The sequence below is a fragment of the Pediococcus acidilactici genome (assembly GCF_016127815.1).
GTDB classification, from domain to species: Bacteria; Bacillota; Bacilli; order Lactobacillales; family Lactobacillaceae; genus Pediococcus; species Pediococcus acidilactici.
On the sequence record NZ_CP066046.1, the window covers coordinates 404,376 to 426,057 of the forward strand.

Consider the following 21,682-nt stretch of genomic DNA (forward strand, 5'->3'; position numbering starts at 1 on the left):
AAATGACATTAACAACCGAAGACTTTAACTATGATTTACCACACGAATTAATTGCCCAAACTCCGATTAAAAAGCGGGACGCTTCCCGGATGCTGGTATTAGACCATAAAACTGGCGAAATGGCGGATAAACATTTTTACGACATTGTTGATCAGCTTAATCCAGGAGACGCGATCGTAATGAACGATTCCCGGGTCATGCCAGCACGGATTTACGGGGTCAAGGAAGAAACTGGCGGCCACCTCGAAGTTTTACTGCTGCACAATATTGAAGGTGACCGTTGGGAAACGTTGGTAAAACCAGCGCGACGTGCCAAAGTAGGTACCAAGATTACGTTCGGAGATGGCAGTTTAACGGCGACCGTTAAAAAGGAACTTGACCATGGCGGACGTGAAATTGAATTTGAATACGATGGCATTTTTATGGAGATTTTAGAAAAACTTGGAGAAATGCCATTACCACCATACATTAAAGAAAAGTTAGATGACCCAGAGCGTTACCAAACGGTTTACTCAAAGGAACCGGGTTCAGCTGCAGCACCTACCGCAGGACTGCACTGGACTAAGGAACTGCTTCAAAAAGTTCAAGATAAGGGCGTTAAGCTGGTTTATCTAACCTTGCACGTTGGGTTAGGAACTTTCCGGCCGGTTGATGAAGAAAATATTGAAGATCATAAGATGCATAGTGAATTTTACCGGTTATCTGAGGAATCAGCCGCTACTTTAAACGAAGTCCGGAAGAACGGTGGTCGAATTATTGCTACTGGAACGACATCAATTCGGACTTTGGAAACGATTGGTACTAAATTTAATGGTGAAATTAAGCCAGATAGCGGTTGGACCGATATTTTCATTAAACCAGGTTACGAATGGAAAGTGGTCGACGCCTTCATCACTAATTTCCATCTCCCAAAGTCAACTTTAGTAATGTTAGTTGCCGCATTTACTGGTCGTGAAACGATTTTAAACGCGTATAAGCATGCTGTTGAAGAAAAGTATCGCTTCTTTAGTTTTGGCGACGCGATGTTTATTAAATAAATAACGAATGGAGAATACTGTGGAACCTGCAATCAAATACCGACTAATTAAAAAGGATAAGCATACCGGTGCCCGACTGGGAGAGATTATTACCCCACACGGCACTTTTCCTACACCAATCTTTATGCCGGTAGGAACGCAAGCAACCGTTAAAGCAATGTCACCTGAGGAACTAGAAGACTTGGGTGCGGATATTATCTTGTCAAACACTTACCACCTCTGGGTCCGCCCTGGTGAAGACATCGTCAAAGAGGCGGGGGGCCTGCATCAATTTATGAACTGGCACAAGGGGATTTTGACAGATTCGGGCGGCTTCCAGGTATTTTCACTAGCGAAGCTGCGCGACATCACCGAAGAGGGGGTCCATTTTCGAAACGAAATTAACGGTGCGAAGATGTTCTTGTCACCCGAAAAGGCCATTCAAATTGAAAATGATTTAGGCCCTGACATTATGATGAGTCTGGATGAATGCCCGCCATTTTTTGAAAGTTACGACTATGTCAAACATTCGGTAGCTCGCACAAGTCGTTGGGCTGAACGGGGATTAAAGGCTCATCGTAATCCTGATACCCAAGGATTGTTTGGAATTATTCAGGGAGCTGGCTTTGAAGATTTACGTCGCCAAAGCGCCCATGATTTAGTTAGCATGGATTTCCCTGGATACTCAATTGGGGGGCTTTCGGTTGGAGAATCCAAAGCAGAAATGAACCGGGTGCTTGAATTTACCACTCCATTAATTCCCGAAAATAAACCGCGTTACTTAATGGGAGTGGGATCGCCCGACGCATTGATTGATGGAGTAATTCGGGGAGTGGATATGTTTGATTGCGTATTACCAACTCGAATTGCCCGGAACGGAACCTGCATGACCAGTCACGGACGACTGGTAGTTAAAAATGCGAAGTATGCGCGAGACTTTACCCCAATTGATGAGCAGTGTCACTGCTACACTTGCCGGAACTTCACCCGCGCGTACGTGCGCCACCTCTTAAAGACGGACGAAACTTTTGGGCTCCGGCTAACCAGTATTCATAACGTTTACTTCTTAGTACATTTAATGAAGGACGTTCGGCAAGCAATTATGGATGATAATTTACTAGAGTTCCGGCAAAACTTCTTTGACGAGTACGGTTACGGCAAAGAAAATAGTAAGAATTTCTAACACCACTGGTTTAGTAGGTATATTTTTGGTACAGTTAATATAAATGAATTAGCGAGGTGAAAAAATGTTATTAGCAGCCGCAAATGGTGGTTTTGGGATGAGTACGATTGTTTTCTTCATCTTGATCTTCGGTTTAATGTATTTCATGATGATTCGTCCACAACGTAAGCAACAACAAAAGCGCCAAGAAATGATGAACCAATTAAACGTTGGTGATGAAGTAGTTACAATTGGTCGTTTGCACGGCGTGGTTGATTCGATCGACAACGAAGCTAAGACGGTTACGTTAGATTGTGACGGGATTTATTTGGTATTTGACCGAATGGCAATCATGCGAGTTGAAAAGAAGCAAAACGTTGCCCCAGCATCAACAACTGAGCCAACTAATGCAGATACAACTGATGATGAAAAATCTGATTCAACTACGGAAGAAAAGTAGTTTTTTAAAAGCTAGGAGCGCTCGTTAAGTGGGTGGAATCCTAGCTTTTTATAGTCTAATAATATTCACGAGCGCTTTATTAGCAAGACGTCGGGGCCAAGAAGTCCTTAGTTAATTAATAGTTGGGCAAGCGGACAATGTTTTGCATGCAGCGGAATGTTTTTACTTGTTCGGTGAGGCAAACTGATTCATAATATAAAACATTGAAGACTGAAAGTGAGGAGTCAAAAATGGAGCAAAAGGCATTATTTATTATTTTTGGTGGTACAGGGGACTTAGCTTACCGCAAGCTATACCCGGCACTTTTTAATCTATACGAAAAAGGGTATTTAAAAGAAAACTTTGCCGTAATCGGAACTGCTCGCCGGCCGTGGTCAAATGATCATTATCATGAAGTAGTCATGAGTGCGATTGAGGATTCGGGTCGAGACGCGGGGCGGACGAATAGTGAACTGCCTCGTAAATTTGCTAGCCATTTTTATTATCAATCTCACAATGTTGATGATGCAGAACATTACGTAGCTTTGCGTGATCTCGCTGATCAATTAGACGAAAAGTATCAATTAAACGGAAACCGGATTTTTTATTTAGCGATGGCACCCCGTTTCTTTGGCACAATTGCGGGCCATCTAAAGGACCAAAAACTCTTGACTGAAGGATCAGGTTTTAACCGGTTAATTATTGAAAAGCCGTTTGGGCGAGATTATCAAAGTGCAAAGGAACTCAATGATTCAATTTCTGGGTCGTTTGACGAAGAACAAATTTTTCGGATTGACCACTACCTAGGTAAGGAACCGATTCAATCAATTGCGGGACTTCGCTTTGGAAATGCCTTATTTAACTCGTTATGGAATAAGGAGCATATTGACAACATTCAAATCACTTTAGCAGAATCACTGGGGGTTGAAGAACGCGCTGGTTATTACGAAACGGCTGGAGCAATGCGGGATATGTTGCAAAACCATATCATGCAAATCGTGTCGTTATTAACGATGGAACGGCCGGAAGTATTTGATTCCAAACATTTGCAAGACAAGAAAATTGAAGCATTAGAAAATATCCAAACGTACAGTAAGGAAGAAGCTGCGCAGAACTTTGTCCGTGGTCAATATGGTGAAGATGTTGCACATACCCAATTAGCCTACCGTGAAGAAGAAGGAACGGCGGATGATTCTAGCATTGAAACCTTTGTAGCTGGAAAATTAATTACCCACAATCCTTCTTTAGATGGGGTGCCAATTTACGTACGGACGGGGAAGCGGTTGGCAAAGAAGTCAACGCAAATTAACGTGGTCTTTAAAAATGACGACCAGAATATTTTCAATAGCGACCCTAACCAAAAACTAGAAACCAACGTGTTGACCTTGCATATTGAACCTGACCAAGGATTTACGCTGCAATTCAATACTAAGAAGGGTAATCAAGGTTACCAACTTTCACCAGTGCACTTACGCTACCGGAAGTCAGCTTCAGAAAAGGCTAAAACCCCGGACGCATACGAAAGTTTAATTCGGGACGCCTTAATGGGTAATAAAACTAACTTTGCCCACTGGCACGAAGTTCGTAAAGCTTGGCAAATCGTGGACGTTATTCGTCAGGTTTGGGATGCTGAAACTCCTGATTTCCCTAATTACGCAAGTGGCAGCATGGGCCCCCAGGCTGCGGATGACTTATTAGTTCGGGACGGCCGGCAATGGATTTTTAACCCCCAAAAATAGCCAAGGTGGGAGGTGACCGTTTTGGCAAACCAGGTGTCAACGCCGCTAATAATTGATGATTCTCGAAAAATTATTCATGTTGACATGGACGCTTTCTACGCTTCAATTGAAATGCGTGATCATCCAGAACTTCGTATTAAACCGCTAGTGGTGGCCCGCGATCCCCGAAAGACTGGCGGTCACGGGGTGGTGGCAACGGCTAATTACGTTGCCCGTCAGTCAGGAGTTCATTCTGCAATGCCAGCTGCTAAAGCGTTAGAACTATGTCCCCAAGCGGTTTTTAAAACTCCTGATTTTGAAAAATATCGGGCGGTGTCGGACCAAATTCACCATATTTTTCACGAATTTACCGATAAAATTGAAACGGTTGCCCTCGATGAAGCTTACCTTGACGTAACCGATGATAAGAAGGGGATGCAAGATGCGGTACTGATTGCCCATGAAATTCAAAAGCGAATTTTTAACCATACTCAGCTGACCTGTTCTACCGGAATTTCTTATAATAAATTTTTGGCAAAAATGGCGTCTGAATATGCTAAGCCAGTCGGGGTGGCAATTATTGAAAAAGATGACGTCGGAGCATTTTTAAAAGAAATGCCTATTGAACAGTTTCGGGGAGTCGGCAAGAAGACGATCCCTAAAATGCACGAATTGGGTGTGTTTAAAGGCGCGGATTTATTAAAACTAAGCGAAAACGACTTGATTCACCATTTTGGTAAATTTGGGTATACACTCTATCGACGAGTACGGGGGCAAGACGACCGTCCGGTTGCTTACCAGCGCGAACGAAAATCAATCGGTAAAGAAGAAACCTACGGCAAACCGTTGGTGACGGAAAACGAAGTCGACCAACGGCTTCGCTTAATTGCCAAGAAACTAGCTCAAGCGGTTACCAAGCGACAAAAGCATGGTAAAACGTTAGTCTTAAAGTTACGGTATAGTGATTTTGAGACTCTTACTAAGCGAATCACTCGTCCGGAATTTTTACCAACCGATAGTGAGACTTACTACTTTTATGCTAAGCAGATTTTTGACGAGATTGCTGATTTTTCGCGTGGGATTCGTTTGCTGGGAATCACCATTACCAACCTTTCTGATCAGAGTTTCCAAGAAGTTTCTTTACCGCTGTTTAAGCATGAGGACTGATTTTATGGTATGCTTAAACACGCGAGTAAACAGACTGAGCCGGGGGCGGCTTAGTTGAGATATAGTGAATGAGGTTAAAAATGGATACACAGGAAAAAATTTTAGCACAAATTAAAAAGTACAACCGGATTGTGATTCATCGACACCAACGTCCGGATCCGGATGCAATCGGGTCACAGGTTGGGCTAGCAAAGATTTTGCAAGCATCCTTTCCCCACAAACAAATCAAGGTCGTGGGAAAACAGATTGATGGATTAAGCTGGCTAGGGCAAATGGACGACGTTGACAATGATTTTTTCGATGACGCTTTGGTAATTGTCATCGATACGGCGAATGCTCCCCGAATCGATGATCGGCGGTTCGATCAAGGAGCCTATTTAATCAAAATTGACCACCATCCTAATGACGAACCTTTTGGGGACTTAATGTGGGTGAAGGAAGCTGCTTCCAGTAGCTCGGAGCTAGTTTATGATTTTTACAATCAGTTTAAGGCAGAGCTAGTATTGCCCCAAGATGCTGCTAGTGATCTATATGCCGGAATTGTGGGTGATACGGGACGCTTTATGTATTCAGCAACGAGCGCCCACACTCATGAAGTGGTGGCTGGCTTAATGACGACCGGTTTTGACATGGTCAAAGTTAACCAAATCCTGGACGAAATTCCGGTTTCGGTTGCCCATTTGTCAGCCTACCTTTATGACCATCTCACGATTAGTGAACAAGGGGCGGCCCACTTAGTACTAACCAAGGAAATCTTGGAAAAATTCGACTTGAAAGACGCCGGAACGGCGGGAATTGTGCCGTTACCTGGACACATTGCGCAAGTTAAATGCTGGGCAATCTTTGTTGAACAAGATGACCACTCCTTCCGGGTGCGGTTACGTTCGAAGGGTCCGGTCATCAACGAATTAGCTAAGCGGCACCACGGAGGCGGCCACCCGCTCGCCAGTGGCGCAAAGGCGGCGGATCGTGATGAGGTTGCTCAAATCGTTAAAGAATTAGAAGAATTAGTTTAAAAGTTTGTAAAGCGGTAGAAAACTCGGATATCTTCGGTGAACGCCAAAAATACATTTTGGGTTTGTGAACTTTAGTAAGACCAGAACGTATGCCACAAATTAGTTTGGCTTAATTCAAAATCGGCTGTTATGCCAGATTCAGGCATGATGGCCGATTTTACGTTAACGCTCAAAATTACCTGACTTAAGCGTACCTTCTGTAAGGATGCCCGAACGCTTACCGCTTTCTGCAATAATATAGTAAGGAGCTAGTATGAACGAATTTCAAAAGTTTAATCTAAAACCATTTCTCATGCAGGCTTTGGATCAAATTGGTTTTGTGAAACCGACTCCGGTCCAAGAGCGTGTCATCCCGCTAATTGCGGAGGGCCAAAGCGTAGTGGGCCAATCCCAAACCGGAAGCGGGAAAACCCACGCGTTTTTGCTACCGATTTTTAACCAAATCGATCCGGACAAAAACGCGATTCAAGCGGTAATCACCACGCCTAGTCGGGAATTAGCTTACCAAATCTACGAAGCGGCTAAGCAGTTAGCAGCCGCTTCAGAAACCCCAATTGAAATCGGTAATTACGTTGGGGGGACCGACAAAAAACGTCAAATTGCTAAATTAGAACACCACCAGCCGGCAATCGTCATCGGTACTCCGGGACGGGTGCTGGATTTATTACAAGCCCGGGCACTTAACTTTCGGCAAGTTCGGTATCTGGTAATTGACGAAGCGGACATGACTTTGGACATGGGCTTTTTAAGTGCCGTCGACCAAATTGCGGCAAGTATGCCCGAGGACTTACAGATGTTGGTCTTTTCTGCTACGATTCCACAGCAATTAAACGTCTTTTTACAAAAATATATGAAGCACCCGGCAATTGAAGAAATTCCGGTGGCGACTACGATTAGTCCCACGATTAAAAATATTTTGATTTCTACCAAGAGTCAGGATAAAAACAACTTGATTTACCAGTTGTTGACGATGGGGGAACCGTACTTAGCCTTAGTATTTACTAATACAAAGGAACGGGCGGACGAATTAACTAACTACCTTAAGTCGCAAGGACTACCGGTGGCTAAAATTCACGGTGGAATTCCGCCTCGGGAACGGAAACGAATCATGAAAGACATCCACCGCTTACGTTACCAATACGTGGTGGCGACCGATTTAGCGGCGCGGGGAATTGATATCGAAGGGGTCTCGCTAGTAATTAACGACGACATTCCAACTGATTTAGAATTCTTCATTCACCGGGTAGGGCGGACCGGCCGCAATGGTTTACCAGGGACGGCCATTACGTTGTACATGCCTAACGAAGAAGCCGAAGTAGCGGAAGTTGAAAAAATGGGGGTTAAGTTTATTCCCCAACAATTGCGTAATCACGAACTGGTGGATACGTACGATCGTCAACGGCGGCAAACCCGGCGGCTAAGTCAGAAAAAACTGGACCCTACTTTGGTCGGGTTAGTTAAAAAGAAAAAGAAAAAAGTTAAACCAGGTTACAAACGGCGCATTAAAAAGGCGATCTCTGAAAAGGCAATTCGCGACCGGCGGATGGAACAGCATCAAGCAGTTCGCGAAGCGAAGAAAGCTAAAATGCGGCAATCGCGTTCGAAGCGAAGATAAATTGACAATCTTAATTTGGTTTTCTATAATTAGCTGTGATATTTAGAATCATTAGGGACATGTGGCCGCGCAATGCTTAGTGTAGAGACGTTCTGGTTGGTGAAAAGAGCGAAGCGTCGTGGTTGTGCTACCCGATTAATAATGAATCGTCTTCTCAGCGTTAATGAGACTCAAGAGGTATACGATCTAAACATCGTTGCAAGTAAAGTGGTACCGCGTTTCGGCGTCTTTATTTTACGAGCAACGGTGTTTTTTATTTTAGGAGGAAAAAATGGAAAGAAAATCAAGTAGTGAAATTCGGCGCATGTATTTAGATTTCTTCAAAAGCAAGGGCCACGTGGTGGAACCTAGTGCGTCGCTAATTCCAAAGGACGACCCCACTTTGTTATGGGTTAACTCCGGAGTTGCCACAATGAAAAAATACTTTGATGGTAGCGTAGTTCCCGAAGTTCCCCGGCTAACTAGTTCACAAAAGAGTATCCGGACTAACGATATTGAAAACGTTGGCCACACTGCGCGACACCACACGCTTTTTGAAATGTTAGGAAACTTTTCGGTTGGCGACTACTTTAAAGAAGAGGCCATCCACTGGGCGTGGGAACTTTTAACTTCTAAAGAATGGTTTGACATGGATCCGGAAAAGCTTTACGTGACGGTTTACCCGAAGGATGAGGAAGCAAAGAAGATCTGGTTAGAGACTGGCGTAGATCCAAGCCATATTGTGGAAGCGGAAGATAACTTCTGGGATATTGGGGAAGGTCCTAGTGGTCCCGATTCTGAAATCTTCTACGATCGCGGTGAGGAGTTCAATAACCTTGCCGATGATGACCCAGAAAACTACCCTGGTGGAGAAAATGAACGCTGGTTGGAAATCTGGAACATCGTCTTTTCTCAATTTAACCATAAGCCGGACGGAACCTACGAACCACTCCCACATAAAAACATTGATACGGGGATGGGCTTAGAACGGGTGGTTTCCGTATTCCAAGATGCACCGACTAACTTTGAAACGGACCTCTTCTTGCCAATTATTCACGAAGTAGAAAAGCTCAGTGGTAAGAAATACGGCGTTGATAAAAATGACGACGTTTCCTTCAAGGTGATTGCTGACCATGCGCGGGCAATTACGTTTGCAATTGGGGACGGTGCCATTCCGTCTAACGAAGGTCGCGGATACGTAATTCGGCGCTTACTCCGGCGGGCAGTTATGCATGGTAAGAAGTTGAACATTAATAAGCCATTCTTGTATCAAATGGTGCCAGTAGTCGGTAAAATTATGGAAGACTACTATCCGGAGGTACTTGCGGACAAGGATTACATTGAAAAAGTAATCAAGTCAGAAGAAGACCGTTTTAACGAAACGCTAACGGATGGTTTGGAATTATTAAATTCAATCATTGCTGACACCAAAGCAGACCATTCTAAGGTAATCTCTGGTAAGGATGCTTTCCGGTTATTCGATACCTACGGATTCCCATTGGAATTAGCGAAGGAATACGCGGAAGACCAAGGAATGGAAATTGACGAAGCTGGTTTTGCGGACGAAATGCAAAAACAAAAGGAACGGGCTCGTTCAGCACGTTCTAACGCTAAGTCAATGGGCGTGCAATCCGACCTATTAACGGACTTGAAGACGCCAAGTGAATACGTTGGCTACGACACCTTGAAAGTAGACGCTGCAGTGCTTAAAGATATTATCCAAGACGATCAGCTAACCGATACGGTAAATCCGGGGGAAGCTCGCGTACTATTTGACGTAACCCCATTCTATGCGGAAATGGGTGGTCAAGTAGCTGACCAAGGGGTAATCGAGGACGCTGACGGCAACGTGGTAGCCGAAGTTGTGGATGTGCAACACGCTCCTAACGGACAAAACTTGCACACCATCAAGGCTAAACGAGAAATGCACACCGGTGAATCGTTTACCCTCATTGTGGACCGGGCTTTCCATTTGAAGGTGGAAAAGAACCATACCGCGACCCACTTGCTCGACCAAGCGCTCCGGGATGTTTTAGGGGAACACACTCACCAAGCCGGTTCCTTAGTTGAACCAGGCTACTTACGGTTTGACTTTACCCATTTTGGACAGGTTACTGACGAAGATTTGCAAAAAGTCGAAGAGATTATTAACGATAAAATCTACGATGAAATTCCCGTAACCACCGTCGAAACGGACTTAGAAACCGGTAAGAAAATGGGTGCCATTGCCCTGTTTGATGACAAATATGGTAAAAAGGTTCGGGTAGTTAGCGTTGGTGATTACTCAAGAGAATTCTGTGGTGGTACCCACGTAAAGAACACTAATGAAATTGGTTTATTCAAGATTGTCTCTGAATCTGGTGTGGGAGCTGGAGTTCGGCGGATCGAAGCCGTTACTTCCCAAGCGGCACTAGAGTTCTTAAACGGTGAAGAAGCGCTCTTACAAAAGGCAGCGGGATTGCTGAAGAGTGCTCAAATGAAGGATGTTCCTGCAAAAGTTGAACAATTACAAGCACAAGTTAAGGATTTGAACCAAACGATTAACCAACTCGAAGCTAAGATTGCTCAAGCTGAAGTTGCCAACATCTACGATCAAGTACAAGAAATCAACGGAATTCGGTTAATTACTGCCGAAGTGCAGGTTTCCGGCATGGACCAATTGCGGCAAATGGCGGACGATTGGAAAACTAAGGACCAATCTGACGTATTGGTCTTAGGTGCTAAGATTGGTGAAAAGGCTAATTTAATTGCTGCCGTAAAGGATCCGCTCGTAAAGGAAGGCTTGAAGGCTGGCGATTTGATCAAAGCAATCGCACCGAAGGTTAACGGTGGTGGTGGCGGCCGTCCAAACATGGCCCAAGCCGGTGGTTCTGCGCCAGAAAAAATTAACGAAGCGTTGCAAGCTGCTAGCGAATGGCTAGAGACCCAAGGTAAATAATTTTAAATCCTACTAGCAGTAAAATTTGCAACATAACTAAAAGGGTTTCTCAAGAAATGATAGTTCTTGGGAAATCTTTTTAATTTGGTTACTTTAAGGATTGGTAAGTCGTAAACCTGAAGTTAGTTTGTGCGGCTAATTTAAAAAGCATTTGCAACTACCGTTTATATGCGTCAAAAAAGACACATTTGCCAAAAAACGCCCCTAATTTGGTAGTTGAATATTACACTTCAGTTACGAGCGGCCCCTTTTATTGTGATTTTGCGGTTAATCAAGTAAAATTAATCATAGTATGTGAAGAGGGGTGCTAACAGTGGGAAAACTTGATGAAACCATGTTCTTCGATTTTGGCGATAATAAGCCAAATGACGTTCGGGGAACGTTAAAAACCGTATACGATGCTCTTGAAGAAAAGGGTTATAACCCAATTGATCAAATCGTGGGATATTTGATTTCTGGTGATCCAGCTTACATCCCGCGGCTAAACGATGCGCGGAATTTAATTCGTAAGCATCAAAGAGACGAAATTATTGAAGAATTAGTAAGATACTATTTAGCAGATCAAGTTGCTGGTGGCAAGAAGGAAAAGAATTAATGCGGTTAATGGGAATGGACGTTGGATCACGAACCGTGGGAATTGCGGTAAGTGACCAGTTAGGTTGGACAGCTCAGGGAGTAGAAATTATTCCAATTAACGAGGACGAGGGCGAATTTGGCATTAGTCGAGTTAAGGAGTTAGTCAGCCAGTACGAGGTAGCCGGTTTTGTAATTGGCTTACCTAAAAATATGAATAATACCGAGGGCCCCCGGGTGGAAGCTGCGCGTAATTATGGTAAACTACTAACGGAAACGTTTGGGTTACCAATTGATTTTCAAGACGAGCGTTTGACCACTGTGGAAGCGGAACGTATGTTGATTGAACAAGCGGATACTTCGCGCTCCAAGCGCAAGAAAGTAATTGATAAATTAGCAGCTAGTTTGATTTTAGAGAACTACCTCAATGGTCACGGTAAATTAATCGATAAATTAAAGTGAGGGCACGCAATGGATAACGAAGAACAAAAAATTACCCTAGTAGACGAACACGGCAACGAAGAACTATATAACGTATTGTTTACGTTTGATTCAGAGGACTATGGTCGTTCGTACGTCCTACTTTATCCGGCTGAAGCAGAAAATGATGAAGAAGTGGATATTCAAGCTTACGCCTTTGAACCTGATGAAAATCACGATTTAGGCGAAGGTGAATTAATCCCAATTGAATCTGATGAAGAGTGGGATATGGTTGAAGAAGTCTTAAATACCTTCTTAGGTGACCAAGACTAAGTTTTATAATCCAAGTAACGGCCGCGGTTTGGTGTGCAGATATAATGTCTGACCACCAAACGGGCCGTTTTTGATTTGAAATGAAATGAGATTATGATGAACAGTAAAATTTTAGAAGTTTTAGAATATGAAAAAGTGAAAATTGCGGTTAAACAGTTCATTGCGACCGAAAACGGGGCCAAGGAGCTTCGCCAATTAGTTCCAATGACGGATACCGCCAAAGTACAAAACGCCCTTAAGGAAACTCTGGACGCGGTTAACATTTACCGGGTGAAAAGTGGAATTCCCATTCCGCGTTTAGAAGATATTGACGAACCATTGCAACGTTTAAAAATTGATGCAATCCTCAACGGTCGCGAAATTGCGCAAATTGGGCGAGTGTTGCGAGCAACCCGGGAAGTAATTAATTTCTTTGCGGATTTACCAGATACGGAAGTAACGGTAGAAACCTTGAACGGCGTAGTGGATCAGTTAGAAACGATTCCAGAAATTGAAGAACGGTTAAATAGTTCAATCGAAGGAAATGGACATTTATTAAACTCCGCATCAAGTGAGTTGCGGCGGATTCGGGCCGCAATTACGCGGGTGGAGGGTGAGATTCGGCAGCGAATGGAAAAGTTTACCCGGGGAAGTCAAGCAAAGTACCTAAGTGAACCCATTGTCACGATTCGAAGCGAACGGTACGTAATTCCGGTTCGAGCCGATTCCCGGTCCCGTTTTGGCGGGGTGGTACATGACCAAAGTTCCTCGGGGCAAACCCTCTATGTGGAACCCGAAGCGGTGGTTGATTTAAATAATCAGCTTCGGCAAGAACAGGTTGCTGAGGTACACGAAGAACAGCGAATTTTGCAAGAACTCAGTGCGCTGATTGCTCCGTATGTGGACACGTTAAAAGATAATAGCAAGGTGCTTGGTCACCTTGACTTGCTTAACGCTAAGGCGCAATACGCGCATAAGTTAAAGGCTACGGAGCCACAGATTTCAACGAATAACCGGATTAATTTGCGACAGGCCCGGCACCCCTTAATCGATCCAAAAAAGGTGGTTCCTAACGACATCAGGCTGGGTGGGGAGTACTCCACCTTAGTAATTACCGGACCAAATACCGGTGGGAAGACCATCACTTTAAAAACCGTGGGCTTGCTCCAACTAATGGCCCAATCGGGAATGTTTATCCCGGCCAACGAGAATAGTACGGTGCGAGTTTTTGAAGAGATTTTTGCTGACATTGGTGATGAACAATCCATCGAACAGAATTTGAGTACCTTTTCGTCACACATGGATAACACCATTCATATTTTGGAGCACCTTAACGAACGTTCGCTAGCGCTCTTTGACGAATTAGGCGCAGGAACCGATCCTAAAGAAGGAGCGGCCTTAGCAATCGCGATTTTAGACCGGGTGCGACAAAGGGGCGCGGCTTCGATTACCACCACCCATTATCCAGAACTGAAAACGTATGGGTACGAGCGTTCAGGAACGATTAACGCCAGCATGGAATTTGACGTAGACACGTTGCAACCCACTTATAAGTTATTGCTGGGAATCCCTGGACAGAGTAACGCTTTTGAAATTTCACGACGTTTAGGCTTAGACGAGGACATCATTACTCAAGCACGAGGGGTGGTAGACCAAGATAGTCAAGATTTAAATAACATGATTAAGGATTTAACTACCCGGCAAAAACGGGCCCAGAAGTTAAACGAGCGGGTCCAAACCTTGTTGTCACAAACTGAAGAGTATAACGATACCCTGGTTAAGGGGGTGGAGCGGCTTAGTCAACAAAGGGACCGTTTGTTAGAAAGTGCCAAAGAATCAGCTAACCAGATCGTTAACGATAGCCGTAGCAAGGCCGACCAGATTATTAAACGGTTGCGGCGCCTAGAAAAATCGGCGGGAAACTTCAAAGAAAACGATTTGATCGAAGCTAAGAGTAAGCTGAACGCCTTACACCAAGATACTAACTTGAAGCGCAACAAGGTGCTCCGTAAGGCTAAAGAGGCACAGAAGCTCCACGTTAACGACGAAGTGATTGTGTTAACCTACGGACAACGCGGTGAGCTATTACGGCAAGTGGACGCTCATCATTGGGAAGTCCAAATGGGGATTTTGAAAATGAAGGTGGCTACCGACGAATTAGAAAAGGTTAAACCAGAACGGACCACTAAACCAGCTAGCCACAACGTGGTTCACCGGACCAAATCTGCTGGGGTGAAAACTAGCTTGGATCTCCGCGGAAAACGCTACGAAGAGGCAATTACCGAAACTGACCGTTATATTGACGCGGCACTGTTGGCTGGTTACGACGAAGTCACCATTATCCATGGTAAGGGAACTGGAGCGTTACGAAGCGGCATTACAAAGTATTTAAAACAAAATCGGCGAATTAAAAGTTTTGAGTATGCCCCGGCTAATGCGGGAGGTAATGGCGCTACAATCGTGCATTTACGATAATTCTTATTATTCGTAAGCAAAATAATTCAATTTTTGATTGAAAACTGCTATAGTTACTATATCAACATGGTTACTTTTTGAGAAAGAAGGTTAAAAATATGGTTGAAGCAATTACGGACGCAAATTTTGAAGAAAAAACTGGTACTGGCGTAACGTTGACCGATTTTTGGGCGACTTGGTGTGGTCCATGTCGGATGCAGTCCCCGGTAGTGGAACAATTAGCCGACGAAATGGGCGACCAAGTTAACTTTACGAAGATGGATGTTGACCAAAATCCGGAAACTGCCCGGAAATTTGGGATTATGAGCATCCCTACGCTAATGGTAAAGAAGGATGGCGCGGTAGTTGATACTATCGTGGGTTATCATTCTAAAGAACAGTTAGCAAAGATTTTAAATCAATACCTATAATTAGGTGAATGATTAAGGGGCTGTGATAAAAGTCTCTAAACAAAAAAACGGTTCATGAGGTGAAACTTCCTCATGAATCGTTTTTTTTGGTTAATGTTCGCAAACTATCCGACTTTTGTCGCACTCTCTTTTTAGTTAAATGGGCTTATTAAGACGACTGGCCCCGATTATTAAGTTAATCAGATCTACTAATAATTAGGGTGGTTTAGCAAATGATTGTGTTATTTTTCACTTTAATAAATTAACGATGCCAACGCCAGTTGCTTACTAGCTTCGAACGGCTAAATCCTTGAATTAATGCGAGTTAACGTCCCTTGACGAGCATTAGTAAACGCTGATATTCAACATACTAAATTTAAAAAATTGCCAGGAACTCTTTTACTTTGTGCAGAAATGAACTACAATATAGGCGTAGAATGTAAACGCTTCCATCGATTATTTAGAATTGTTTGATTAAAGTTAAGTTTCTGTTGATGAGGAGGTAATTTTTATGAGTAGCCGTGAAAATGCAAATGTATTGTGGTTTGACGAACTGCACCGTGAAGACGTAAATCTGGTTGGTGGTAAATCATCATCATTAGGGGAAATGACGTCGGCAATGGACGTTCCGGTGCCGTATGGTTTTGCAACTACTGCGCGGGCGTACCGGTACTTTATGGAGCAGACGGGCTTAAATGATCAAGTTAACGAGTTGCTAGAAAGTATTCAGGATTACGAAAATTCTGAAGAATTGCATTCAGCATGCGAGCAAATCCGGAATTTAATTGTTAACGCCACCATGCCTGCAGATTTGGCAAAGGACATTGAACAAGCGTACGCGGATTTGGCCAAAAAAGTTGACCAAGACGCCCCCTTCGTTGCGATTCGTTCTTCCGCAACGGCCGAAGATTTACCTAATGCGTCGTTTGCTGGCCAGCAAGAAACTTACTTAAATATTAAGGGGGCTGCCGACGTTGTTAACCGGGTCCAACTTTGTTATTCTTCGCTCTTTACCGACCGGGCAACCTACTACCGGCATAAACAGCATTTTCCGCACGAAAAAGTTGCCCTTTCAGCAGCGGTTCAAATGATGGTCTTCTCTAAAGCTTCGGGGATTATGTTCTCGGTTAACGTCGCTGATGGAGACGACTCTAAAATTGTGATCGATGCGATTTATGGTCTTGGTGAGTACGTTGTTTTAGGAAAGGTAACACCGGATCACTTTGTAATTGACAAAGAAACGATGAAAATTGTTGAAAAGAACATTATTAAGCAACCAATTCAGCTAGTCCGGGTTGCCGATGGGGGAACGGTGGAAGAAAAGGTTCCCGAAGAACTTCAGGGGCAACCAGTTTTGTCAGATAGCCAAGTAATTGAGTTGGCGGGTTATGCGAAGGCAATTGAAGAGCATTACGGCTGCTACATGGATATGGAATTTGCTTTGGATGCCAATACCGACCGCTTATGGATTGTGCAAGCACGGCCTGAAACAGTTTGGTCCCAACGGAAGGCGGCGGATCACGCGGATGAAGAAGATGCCGACGTGGTCAAAGAAGCAGATGCTAAGGTTGCAGTTCGGGGCCTTCCAGCTAGCCCGGGATTAGCAAGTGGCGTAGTACACGTCATTGACAATCCTAAAGACATTGACCAATTTAAACAAGGCGAAGTCTTGGTAACGGTGATGACCTCCCCAGACTGGGTTCCAGCGATGAAGAAGGCGACCGCGATCATTACTAATGACGGTGGGATGACCTGTCATGCAGCAATTGTTTCTCGGGAAATGCAGATTCCATGTATCGTAGGAACTAAGAGTAAAAATCTGGCTGCCACCGACGCCCTTAAGACTGGAGACGTGGTTACGATTGATGCTAAAAATGGGGTGGTTTACCATGGCAAAGTCGCCAGCATGTTAAAGAAATCTGCCTCCGCACAGCAGGAGGGCAACCAAATGGTAGCGGCCGAGACCTTTGCACCAACCGCTACCCGAGTAATGATGAACCTTGGCGATCCTGAGTTAGTTGAAAAGTACTCTAGCTTACCGGCTGACGGAATTGGTTTAATGCGTGAAGAATTCCTCTGGACCACTTATATTCACGAGCATCCGCTATACCTAATCGAGCAGGGCCACCCCGAAAAAGTGGTTAACATGCTCGCAGAGGGGATTGCTAAAGTAGCCCGGACAATGGCACCTCGGCCAGTAGTGCTCCGATTATCCGATTTCAAGTCTAGCGAATACCGGAAACTAAAGGGCGGCGATAAATATGAACCGCACGAACCTGCAGATTTGTTGGGGTGGCGGGGAGCTTCCCGGTACTACGATCCAAAATACATTGACGCCTTTAAGCTTGAACTAGCGGCAATCAAGAAGGTCCGTAATGAATTTGGGTTGAAGAACCTGAACGTTATGATTCCATTTGTACGGACGGTTGACGAAGCGCAAAAGGTCACCGAAATTATGCAAAACGAAGGGTTAGTACGGAGTGCGGACTTTAAGGTTTACATGATGGCAGAAATTCCATCCAACATTATTTTAGCTGACCAGTTTAACCAGTTCATAGATGGATACTCAATTGGTTCAAACGACTTAGCAATGTTGATTTTAGGATGTGACCGGAATAACGACACGGTTGCGCGACTCTTTGACGAGCGGAATTTAGCAGTTAAACGTGCAATCCATCACCTGATTGAGGCTGCCCATAAGGATGGTAAGACGGTTTCAATTTGTGGGCAAGCACCATCTGAATTCCCAGAGTTCACCAACTTCTTAATTCAAAGCGGAATTGATTATGTTTCAGTTAACCCCGATATGGTTAAAGAAACTAAGCGAAACGTGGCCCACTTTGAACAACGGATTATGTTGGATAAAGCAACCGGTCGGGGAATTCAAGATTCTACCGATTACGATTGGTAGAAAAACGGGTTAACTAATAATATTAATAGACGTACACTAAAAATCAGTTTTTTCCCTTAACCCCCAAGCGATCATTATGCCAAATTAGGCGTAATGGTCGTTTTTTAGTTAATCCGCACAACCTATCCGACTTTTATCTCATACGCTGGTTTGATACTTTTTTAGTTTCTTACGGAGCGTTTTTTCCTTTTTTATCCAAAATTTAGTATTATAGACAATGTGTAATTGATTTGTCTGGGGGTAAAGAACATGGATAATCGTCCAATTGGATTTATGGATTCCGGAGTCGGCGGATTAACCGTGGTAAAGGCGGCTAAGGAACTAATGCCTAACGAAGCAGTCGTTTTTATTGGGGATGAAGCTCGGGTACCGTACGGGCCACGTCCCACGACGGAAGTAATCAAGTTTTCGCAACAAATGGCGGATTTCTTAATCAAACAGGATGTTAAAGCGTTGGTAATTGCGTGCAATACGGCTACGAACGCGGCTTTTCAGATTTTAAGTACAACGTTACCAATTCCAGTGATTGGAGTTATTCAACCGGGAGCGCAAGCCGCAGTGGCAACTACACGTAACAATCGGATAGGAGTAATTGCGACTGAGGGAACCATTAAATCACAAGCGTATTCAACAGCGTTAGCAGCTTTAGCACCACAAACAGAGGTTTTCCCGGTTGCTTGCCAATCATTTGTGGAATTGGCGGAACATAACCAGTTGACGACACCCGAAGCTTTGGAGGTGATTGATCAACAACTTGTCGGATTAAAGAACCAAGGGATTGATACATTGGTCCTAGGATGCACCCATTTTCCACTCTTAGCGAAGGGAATTCAAACAGCGGTAGGCGACCAGGTTAAACTAGTCGATCCAGGTGTAGCAGTGGTTCAGCAATTAAAGGACGTTCTTGAACGACAAGGTCTTCTACGAGAAGCCACTAGTACACCTGATGAACAGTATTTTGCTACGGCAAATATTGCAAGTTTTCGGACCATTGCTCAAAACTTCCTCGCTCCGGATATACAAGTAAATTTAGCAAAAATTGATTAGGAGATTAAAATGAGTAATCAAATTTTAATAGCGACCAAAAATGAAGGTAAATTAAAAGAATTTAAACAGATTTTTACTGCGAAGGGAATTGAAGTTCTGTCGTTAAAGGACGTTGATGAAGATGTTGACGTTCAAGAAAATGGTTTAACATTTGAAGAAAATGCGCGTCTTAAGGCAGATAGCTATGCTAAAACTATTGGAATTCCGGTCCTCGCAGATGATTCTGGGTTAGAAATCGATGCACTTAACGGCCGCCCCGGAATTTTCTCGGCACGGTATGCTGGGGACCATAACGATGCTGCTAATAACGCCAAAGTGCTTACTGAATTGGGAGGGGTTCCTGACGAAAAGCGGACCGCAACCTTCCACACCACCGTGGTGGTTCGGAAACCGGATGGCACCGAATTAGTGGCTAACGGGAACCTCCGTGGTCGGATTCTGAGCGTTCCACGCGGGGACAACGGTTTTGGCTACGACCCGCTTTTTTACGTTGAAGAAAAGCAAAAGACGTTGGCTCAAATGACCCGGGAAGAAAAAAATCAAATTAGTCACCGGGCGTTAGCCATCCAAGATTTATTAACTAAGTTTGATAAATTCTGGTAATTTAAAAAGCAATCTCTAAGGGGCTTCCTTAAAGATTGCTTTTTTTGGTAATAAAAATCAACGTACATTTTACTGTTGAAAATTGATGATGAAGAAGTACTTAGTTTTCTGAAGGGAAATTTCCGGTCATATAATCAATGAAAAAGTAGCGTTAGTTTTCCACTTCAATTTGAGCTTCCCGTAGAATTTTCAAGGTCCGGTCAAGAATCATCGTTTGCATCGCTGCTTGATAGCCGGGTGCCACCTTCGTGGAGATTTGGACTCCGAGGTAACCATGGCTTTTTTCGGCAACCGGAGCTTGGATAACGATTCCCGCCTTCAGTTTGGTGGTGTGGTGTTTAGCTTTGGGTAGTTGATCTTGTAGCAAGTCCTTGGCTTCATCAATCCTAAACGGATCTTTGATCCGCAAGAAAATGGTAATATTCTGGTTTTCTTGCGAATGGTTAGAAATGGTTGTAATGCTCCGGTTCGGCAAATAATGCAAGGTGCCGTCTAAGGCTCGCAGTTCAATGGTCCGTAACCCGATGGAGACCACCGTTCCATCAATGCTTTGGATGGTTACGCTGTCGCCTACCCGTAATTGGCCCTCAATCAAGATGGTCAAGCCGTTAATTACGTCAGAAACCAGCCCTTGAGTTCCTAAACCAATTGCCACACTAAGGATTCCAGCTCCAGCAACCAGTGTACCAACCGGGACCCCCAAGTTGGAAAGAATCGTGTAAACGTAGAAAAACATTACGGAATATTTGAAAATGTTTCTTACTACTACGAAAATGGTCTGAGAACGAGCAGATTGCTTTTCAGGGGCTTGATAGGGACCGAAACTTTTGTTAATTAAGTGTTTACCAATCCGGTTAATCACCCAAAAAATAATACTGATGAGAATTATTTGTAAAAAATGTTTAAGAAAATTAGCGCCAATTTGACTCCAATCAATCCGCGATAATTCTCTTTGGAGCGGCTGAAAAGCAGCGCCGATAAGTAAGGTTTGGGGCATGTTAAAAATCCTTTCTGGTTCGGTTAAGTAAGTTTATTTTACCAGAGATTAAGGGTGTTTTCATTGCACATCATGGGCCACAATGCTATTCTGGAGACATAAACTAACGGGAGGGGATTATTGCATGACAGGAGGCGGAATTGCAGCCATCATCGCGGCGATCGCGTTGTTGATTTTGGTATTGTTTATCGGCTTAGTGCTGGTGAATGCTTCAAAGACCTTGGCAGAAATAAATCGTAGTTTAGCAATCATTACTAGAGATGTGGATTTGATTTCACATGAAGCAGAAGGCATTATGGCTAATGCAAACGAGTTGCTGGAAGACGTTAACGGTAAGGTCGCAACGATTGACCCACTTTTCCAAGCGGTTGCGGATTTGAGCGAGAGTACCTCGGACCTAAACCAAGCTACCCGGCGACTTGCTGGGAAAGTCAACCATACCGCAAAAACTAAAAAAACGGGAAAGGTTGCCACAGCTATGAACGTTGGCAAAGGTGCGGTTAATTTATACAAAAATCGGCAAAAAAACAAGCAGGAGGTTAAATAAATGTCAAAAAGTAGTTTCTTATTAGGTGTAATCGTAGGTGGAGCAGCGGCTACAGCAGCAGCAATTAAATTAACGGACACGACTCCGGCAGAATTAAAGGAAGCCGCTATGAAAAAAGTTGACGGCTTCATGGAAGCTAACGACTTTGATATGGCGAGCCTTAAAGAACAGGCAGCAGCTTCGGTAGACGAACTTAAGCAACGGGGAATGGACTTAGCTAACCGTGCTAACGAAAAGTTCAATGGTGATGATGAAATTGCTGAAGAAGAGGACGTAATCCTCGACAAAATGGCAACGGCACCTTATGAAAAGCCAACTGAGGTTTTCATGCCCCATAAACTAGAAGATTAATTGTTTA

At 43.9% G+C, this 21,682-nt stretch carries 19 protein-coding genes; 18 read left to right on the forward strand and 1 reads right to left on the reverse strand.

Going from position 1 to position 21,682, the window contains the following annotated elements:
• Positions 1-2 precede the first annotated feature (2 nt).
• The 16 genes from queA (at position 3) to I6H64_RS02080 (ending at position 19,780) form a co-directional block, all read left to right on the forward strand.
• Positions 3-1,037 (forward strand): tRNA preQ1(34) S-adenosylmethionine ribosyltransferase-isomerase QueA, encoded by a 1,035-nt coding sequence (gene queA, locus I6H64_RS02005; protein ID WP_002832077.1) that lies wholly within the window; start codon positions 3-5, stop codon positions 1,035-1,037.
• 19 nt (positions 1,038-1,056) lie between these two features.
• On the forward strand, positions 1,057-2,199 hold the full coding sequence (tgt, locus tag I6H64_RS02010; protein WP_005917623.1) for a tRNA guanosine(34) transglycosylase Tgt: 1,143 nt from the start codon (positions 1,057-1,059) through the stop codon (positions 2,197-2,199).
• 64 nt (positions 2,200-2,263) lie between these two features.
• Complete coding sequence (gene yajC / locus I6H64_RS02015; RefSeq protein ID WP_005917621.1) at positions 2,264-2,638, forward strand: preprotein translocase subunit YajC; 375 nt, start codon at positions 2,264-2,266, stop codon at positions 2,636-2,638.
• 230 nt (positions 2,639-2,868) lie between these two features.
• Positions 2,869-4,356 (forward strand): glucose-6-phosphate dehydrogenase, encoded by a 1,488-nt coding sequence (gene zwf / locus I6H64_RS02020; RefSeq protein WP_008841156.1) that lies wholly within the window; start codon positions 2,869-2,871, stop codon positions 4,354-4,356.
• Between the two features lie 21 nt (positions 4,357-4,377).
• Positions 4,378-5,502, forward strand: a complete 1,125-nt coding sequence (gene dinB / locus I6H64_RS02025) for a DNA polymerase IV (protein ID WP_005917615.1) — start codon at positions 4,378-4,380, stop codon at positions 5,500-5,502.
• An 80-nt stretch (positions 5,503-5,582) separates the two neighbouring features.
• Complete coding sequence (locus I6H64_RS02030; RefSeq protein ID WP_008841158.1) at positions 5,583-6,518, forward strand: DHH family phosphoesterase; 936 nt, start codon at positions 5,583-5,585, stop codon at positions 6,516-6,518.
• Positions 6,519-6,771: 253 nt separating this feature from the next.
• Positions 6,772-8,133, forward strand: coding sequence for a DEAD/DEAH box helicase (locus I6H64_RS02035; RefSeq protein WP_056985095.1), 1,362 nt, complete (start codon positions 6,772-6,774; stop codon positions 8,131-8,133).
• A 271-nt stretch (positions 8,134-8,404) separates the two neighbouring features.
• Positions 8,405-11,050: an alanine--tRNA ligase gene (alaS, locus tag I6H64_RS02040; RefSeq protein WP_056985097.1), complete on the forward strand. Its 2,646-nt coding sequence runs from the start codon at positions 8,405-8,407 to the stop codon at positions 11,048-11,050.
• Positions 11,051-11,363: 313 nt separating this feature from the next.
• A complete protein-coding gene (locus I6H64_RS02045) occupies positions 11,364-11,645 on the forward strand; it encodes an IreB family regulatory phosphoprotein (protein WP_008841164.1) in 282 nt (93 codons plus the stop codon).
• Positions 11,645-12,085 (forward strand): Holliday junction resolvase RuvX, encoded by a 441-nt coding sequence (gene ruvX, locus I6H64_RS02050; RefSeq protein WP_002832059.1) that lies wholly within the window; start codon positions 11,645-11,647, stop codon positions 12,083-12,085. The genes I6H64_RS02045 and ruvX overlap by 1 nt, the downstream gene beginning before the upstream one ends.
• A gap of 9 nt (positions 12,086-12,094) precedes the next feature.
• Positions 12,095-12,376, forward strand: coding sequence for a DUF1292 domain-containing protein (locus I6H64_RS02055; RefSeq protein ID WP_002832058.1), 282 nt, complete (start codon positions 12,095-12,097; stop codon positions 12,374-12,376).
• A 96-nt stretch (positions 12,377-12,472) separates the two neighbouring features.
• Entirely contained in the window at positions 12,473-14,830 is a 2,358-nt protein-coding gene (locus I6H64_RS02060; RefSeq protein ID WP_056985099.1) for an endonuclease MutS2, read from the forward strand.
• Between the two features lie 98 nt (positions 14,831-14,928).
• Complete coding sequence (gene trxA, locus I6H64_RS02065; RefSeq protein WP_002832056.1) at positions 14,929-15,240, forward strand: thioredoxin; 312 nt, start codon at positions 14,929-14,931, stop codon at positions 15,238-15,240.
• 490 nt (positions 15,241-15,730) lie between these two features.
• Positions 15,731-18,130, forward strand: a complete 2,400-nt coding sequence (ppsA, locus tag I6H64_RS02070) for a phosphoenolpyruvate synthase (RefSeq protein WP_056985101.1) — start codon at positions 15,731-15,733, stop codon at positions 18,128-18,130.
• A 249-nt stretch (positions 18,131-18,379) separates the two neighbouring features.
• On the forward strand, positions 18,380-19,177 hold the full coding sequence (gene murI, locus I6H64_RS02075; RefSeq protein ID WP_008841169.1) for a glutamate racemase: 798 nt from the start codon (positions 18,380-18,382) through the stop codon (positions 19,175-19,177).
• A 9-nt stretch (positions 19,178-19,186) separates the two neighbouring features.
• Positions 19,187-19,780 (forward strand): XTP/dITP diphosphatase, encoded by a 594-nt coding sequence (locus I6H64_RS02080; protein WP_002832053.1) that lies wholly within the window; start codon positions 19,187-19,189, stop codon positions 19,778-19,780.
• A 151-nt stretch (positions 19,781-19,931) separates the two neighbouring features.
• On the opposite strand, the gene I6H64_RS02085 is transcribed toward I6H64_RS02080, so the two are convergent.
• A complete protein-coding gene (locus I6H64_RS02085) occupies positions 19,932-20,777 on the reverse strand; it encodes a mechanosensitive ion channel family protein (protein ID WP_004165409.1) in 846 nt (281 codons plus the stop codon).
• 124 nt (positions 20,778-20,901) lie between these two features.
• Between I6H64_RS02085 and I6H64_RS02090 the strand changes: the two genes are divergently transcribed.
• Positions 20,902-21,324, forward strand: coding sequence for a DUF948 domain-containing protein (locus I6H64_RS02090; RefSeq protein WP_002832051.1), 423 nt, complete (start codon positions 20,902-20,904; stop codon positions 21,322-21,324).
• A complete protein-coding gene (locus tag I6H64_RS02095) occupies positions 21,325-21,675 on the forward strand; it encodes a hypothetical protein (protein WP_005917597.1) in 351 nt (116 codons plus the stop codon).
• Positions 21,676-21,682 lie beyond the last annotated feature (7 nt).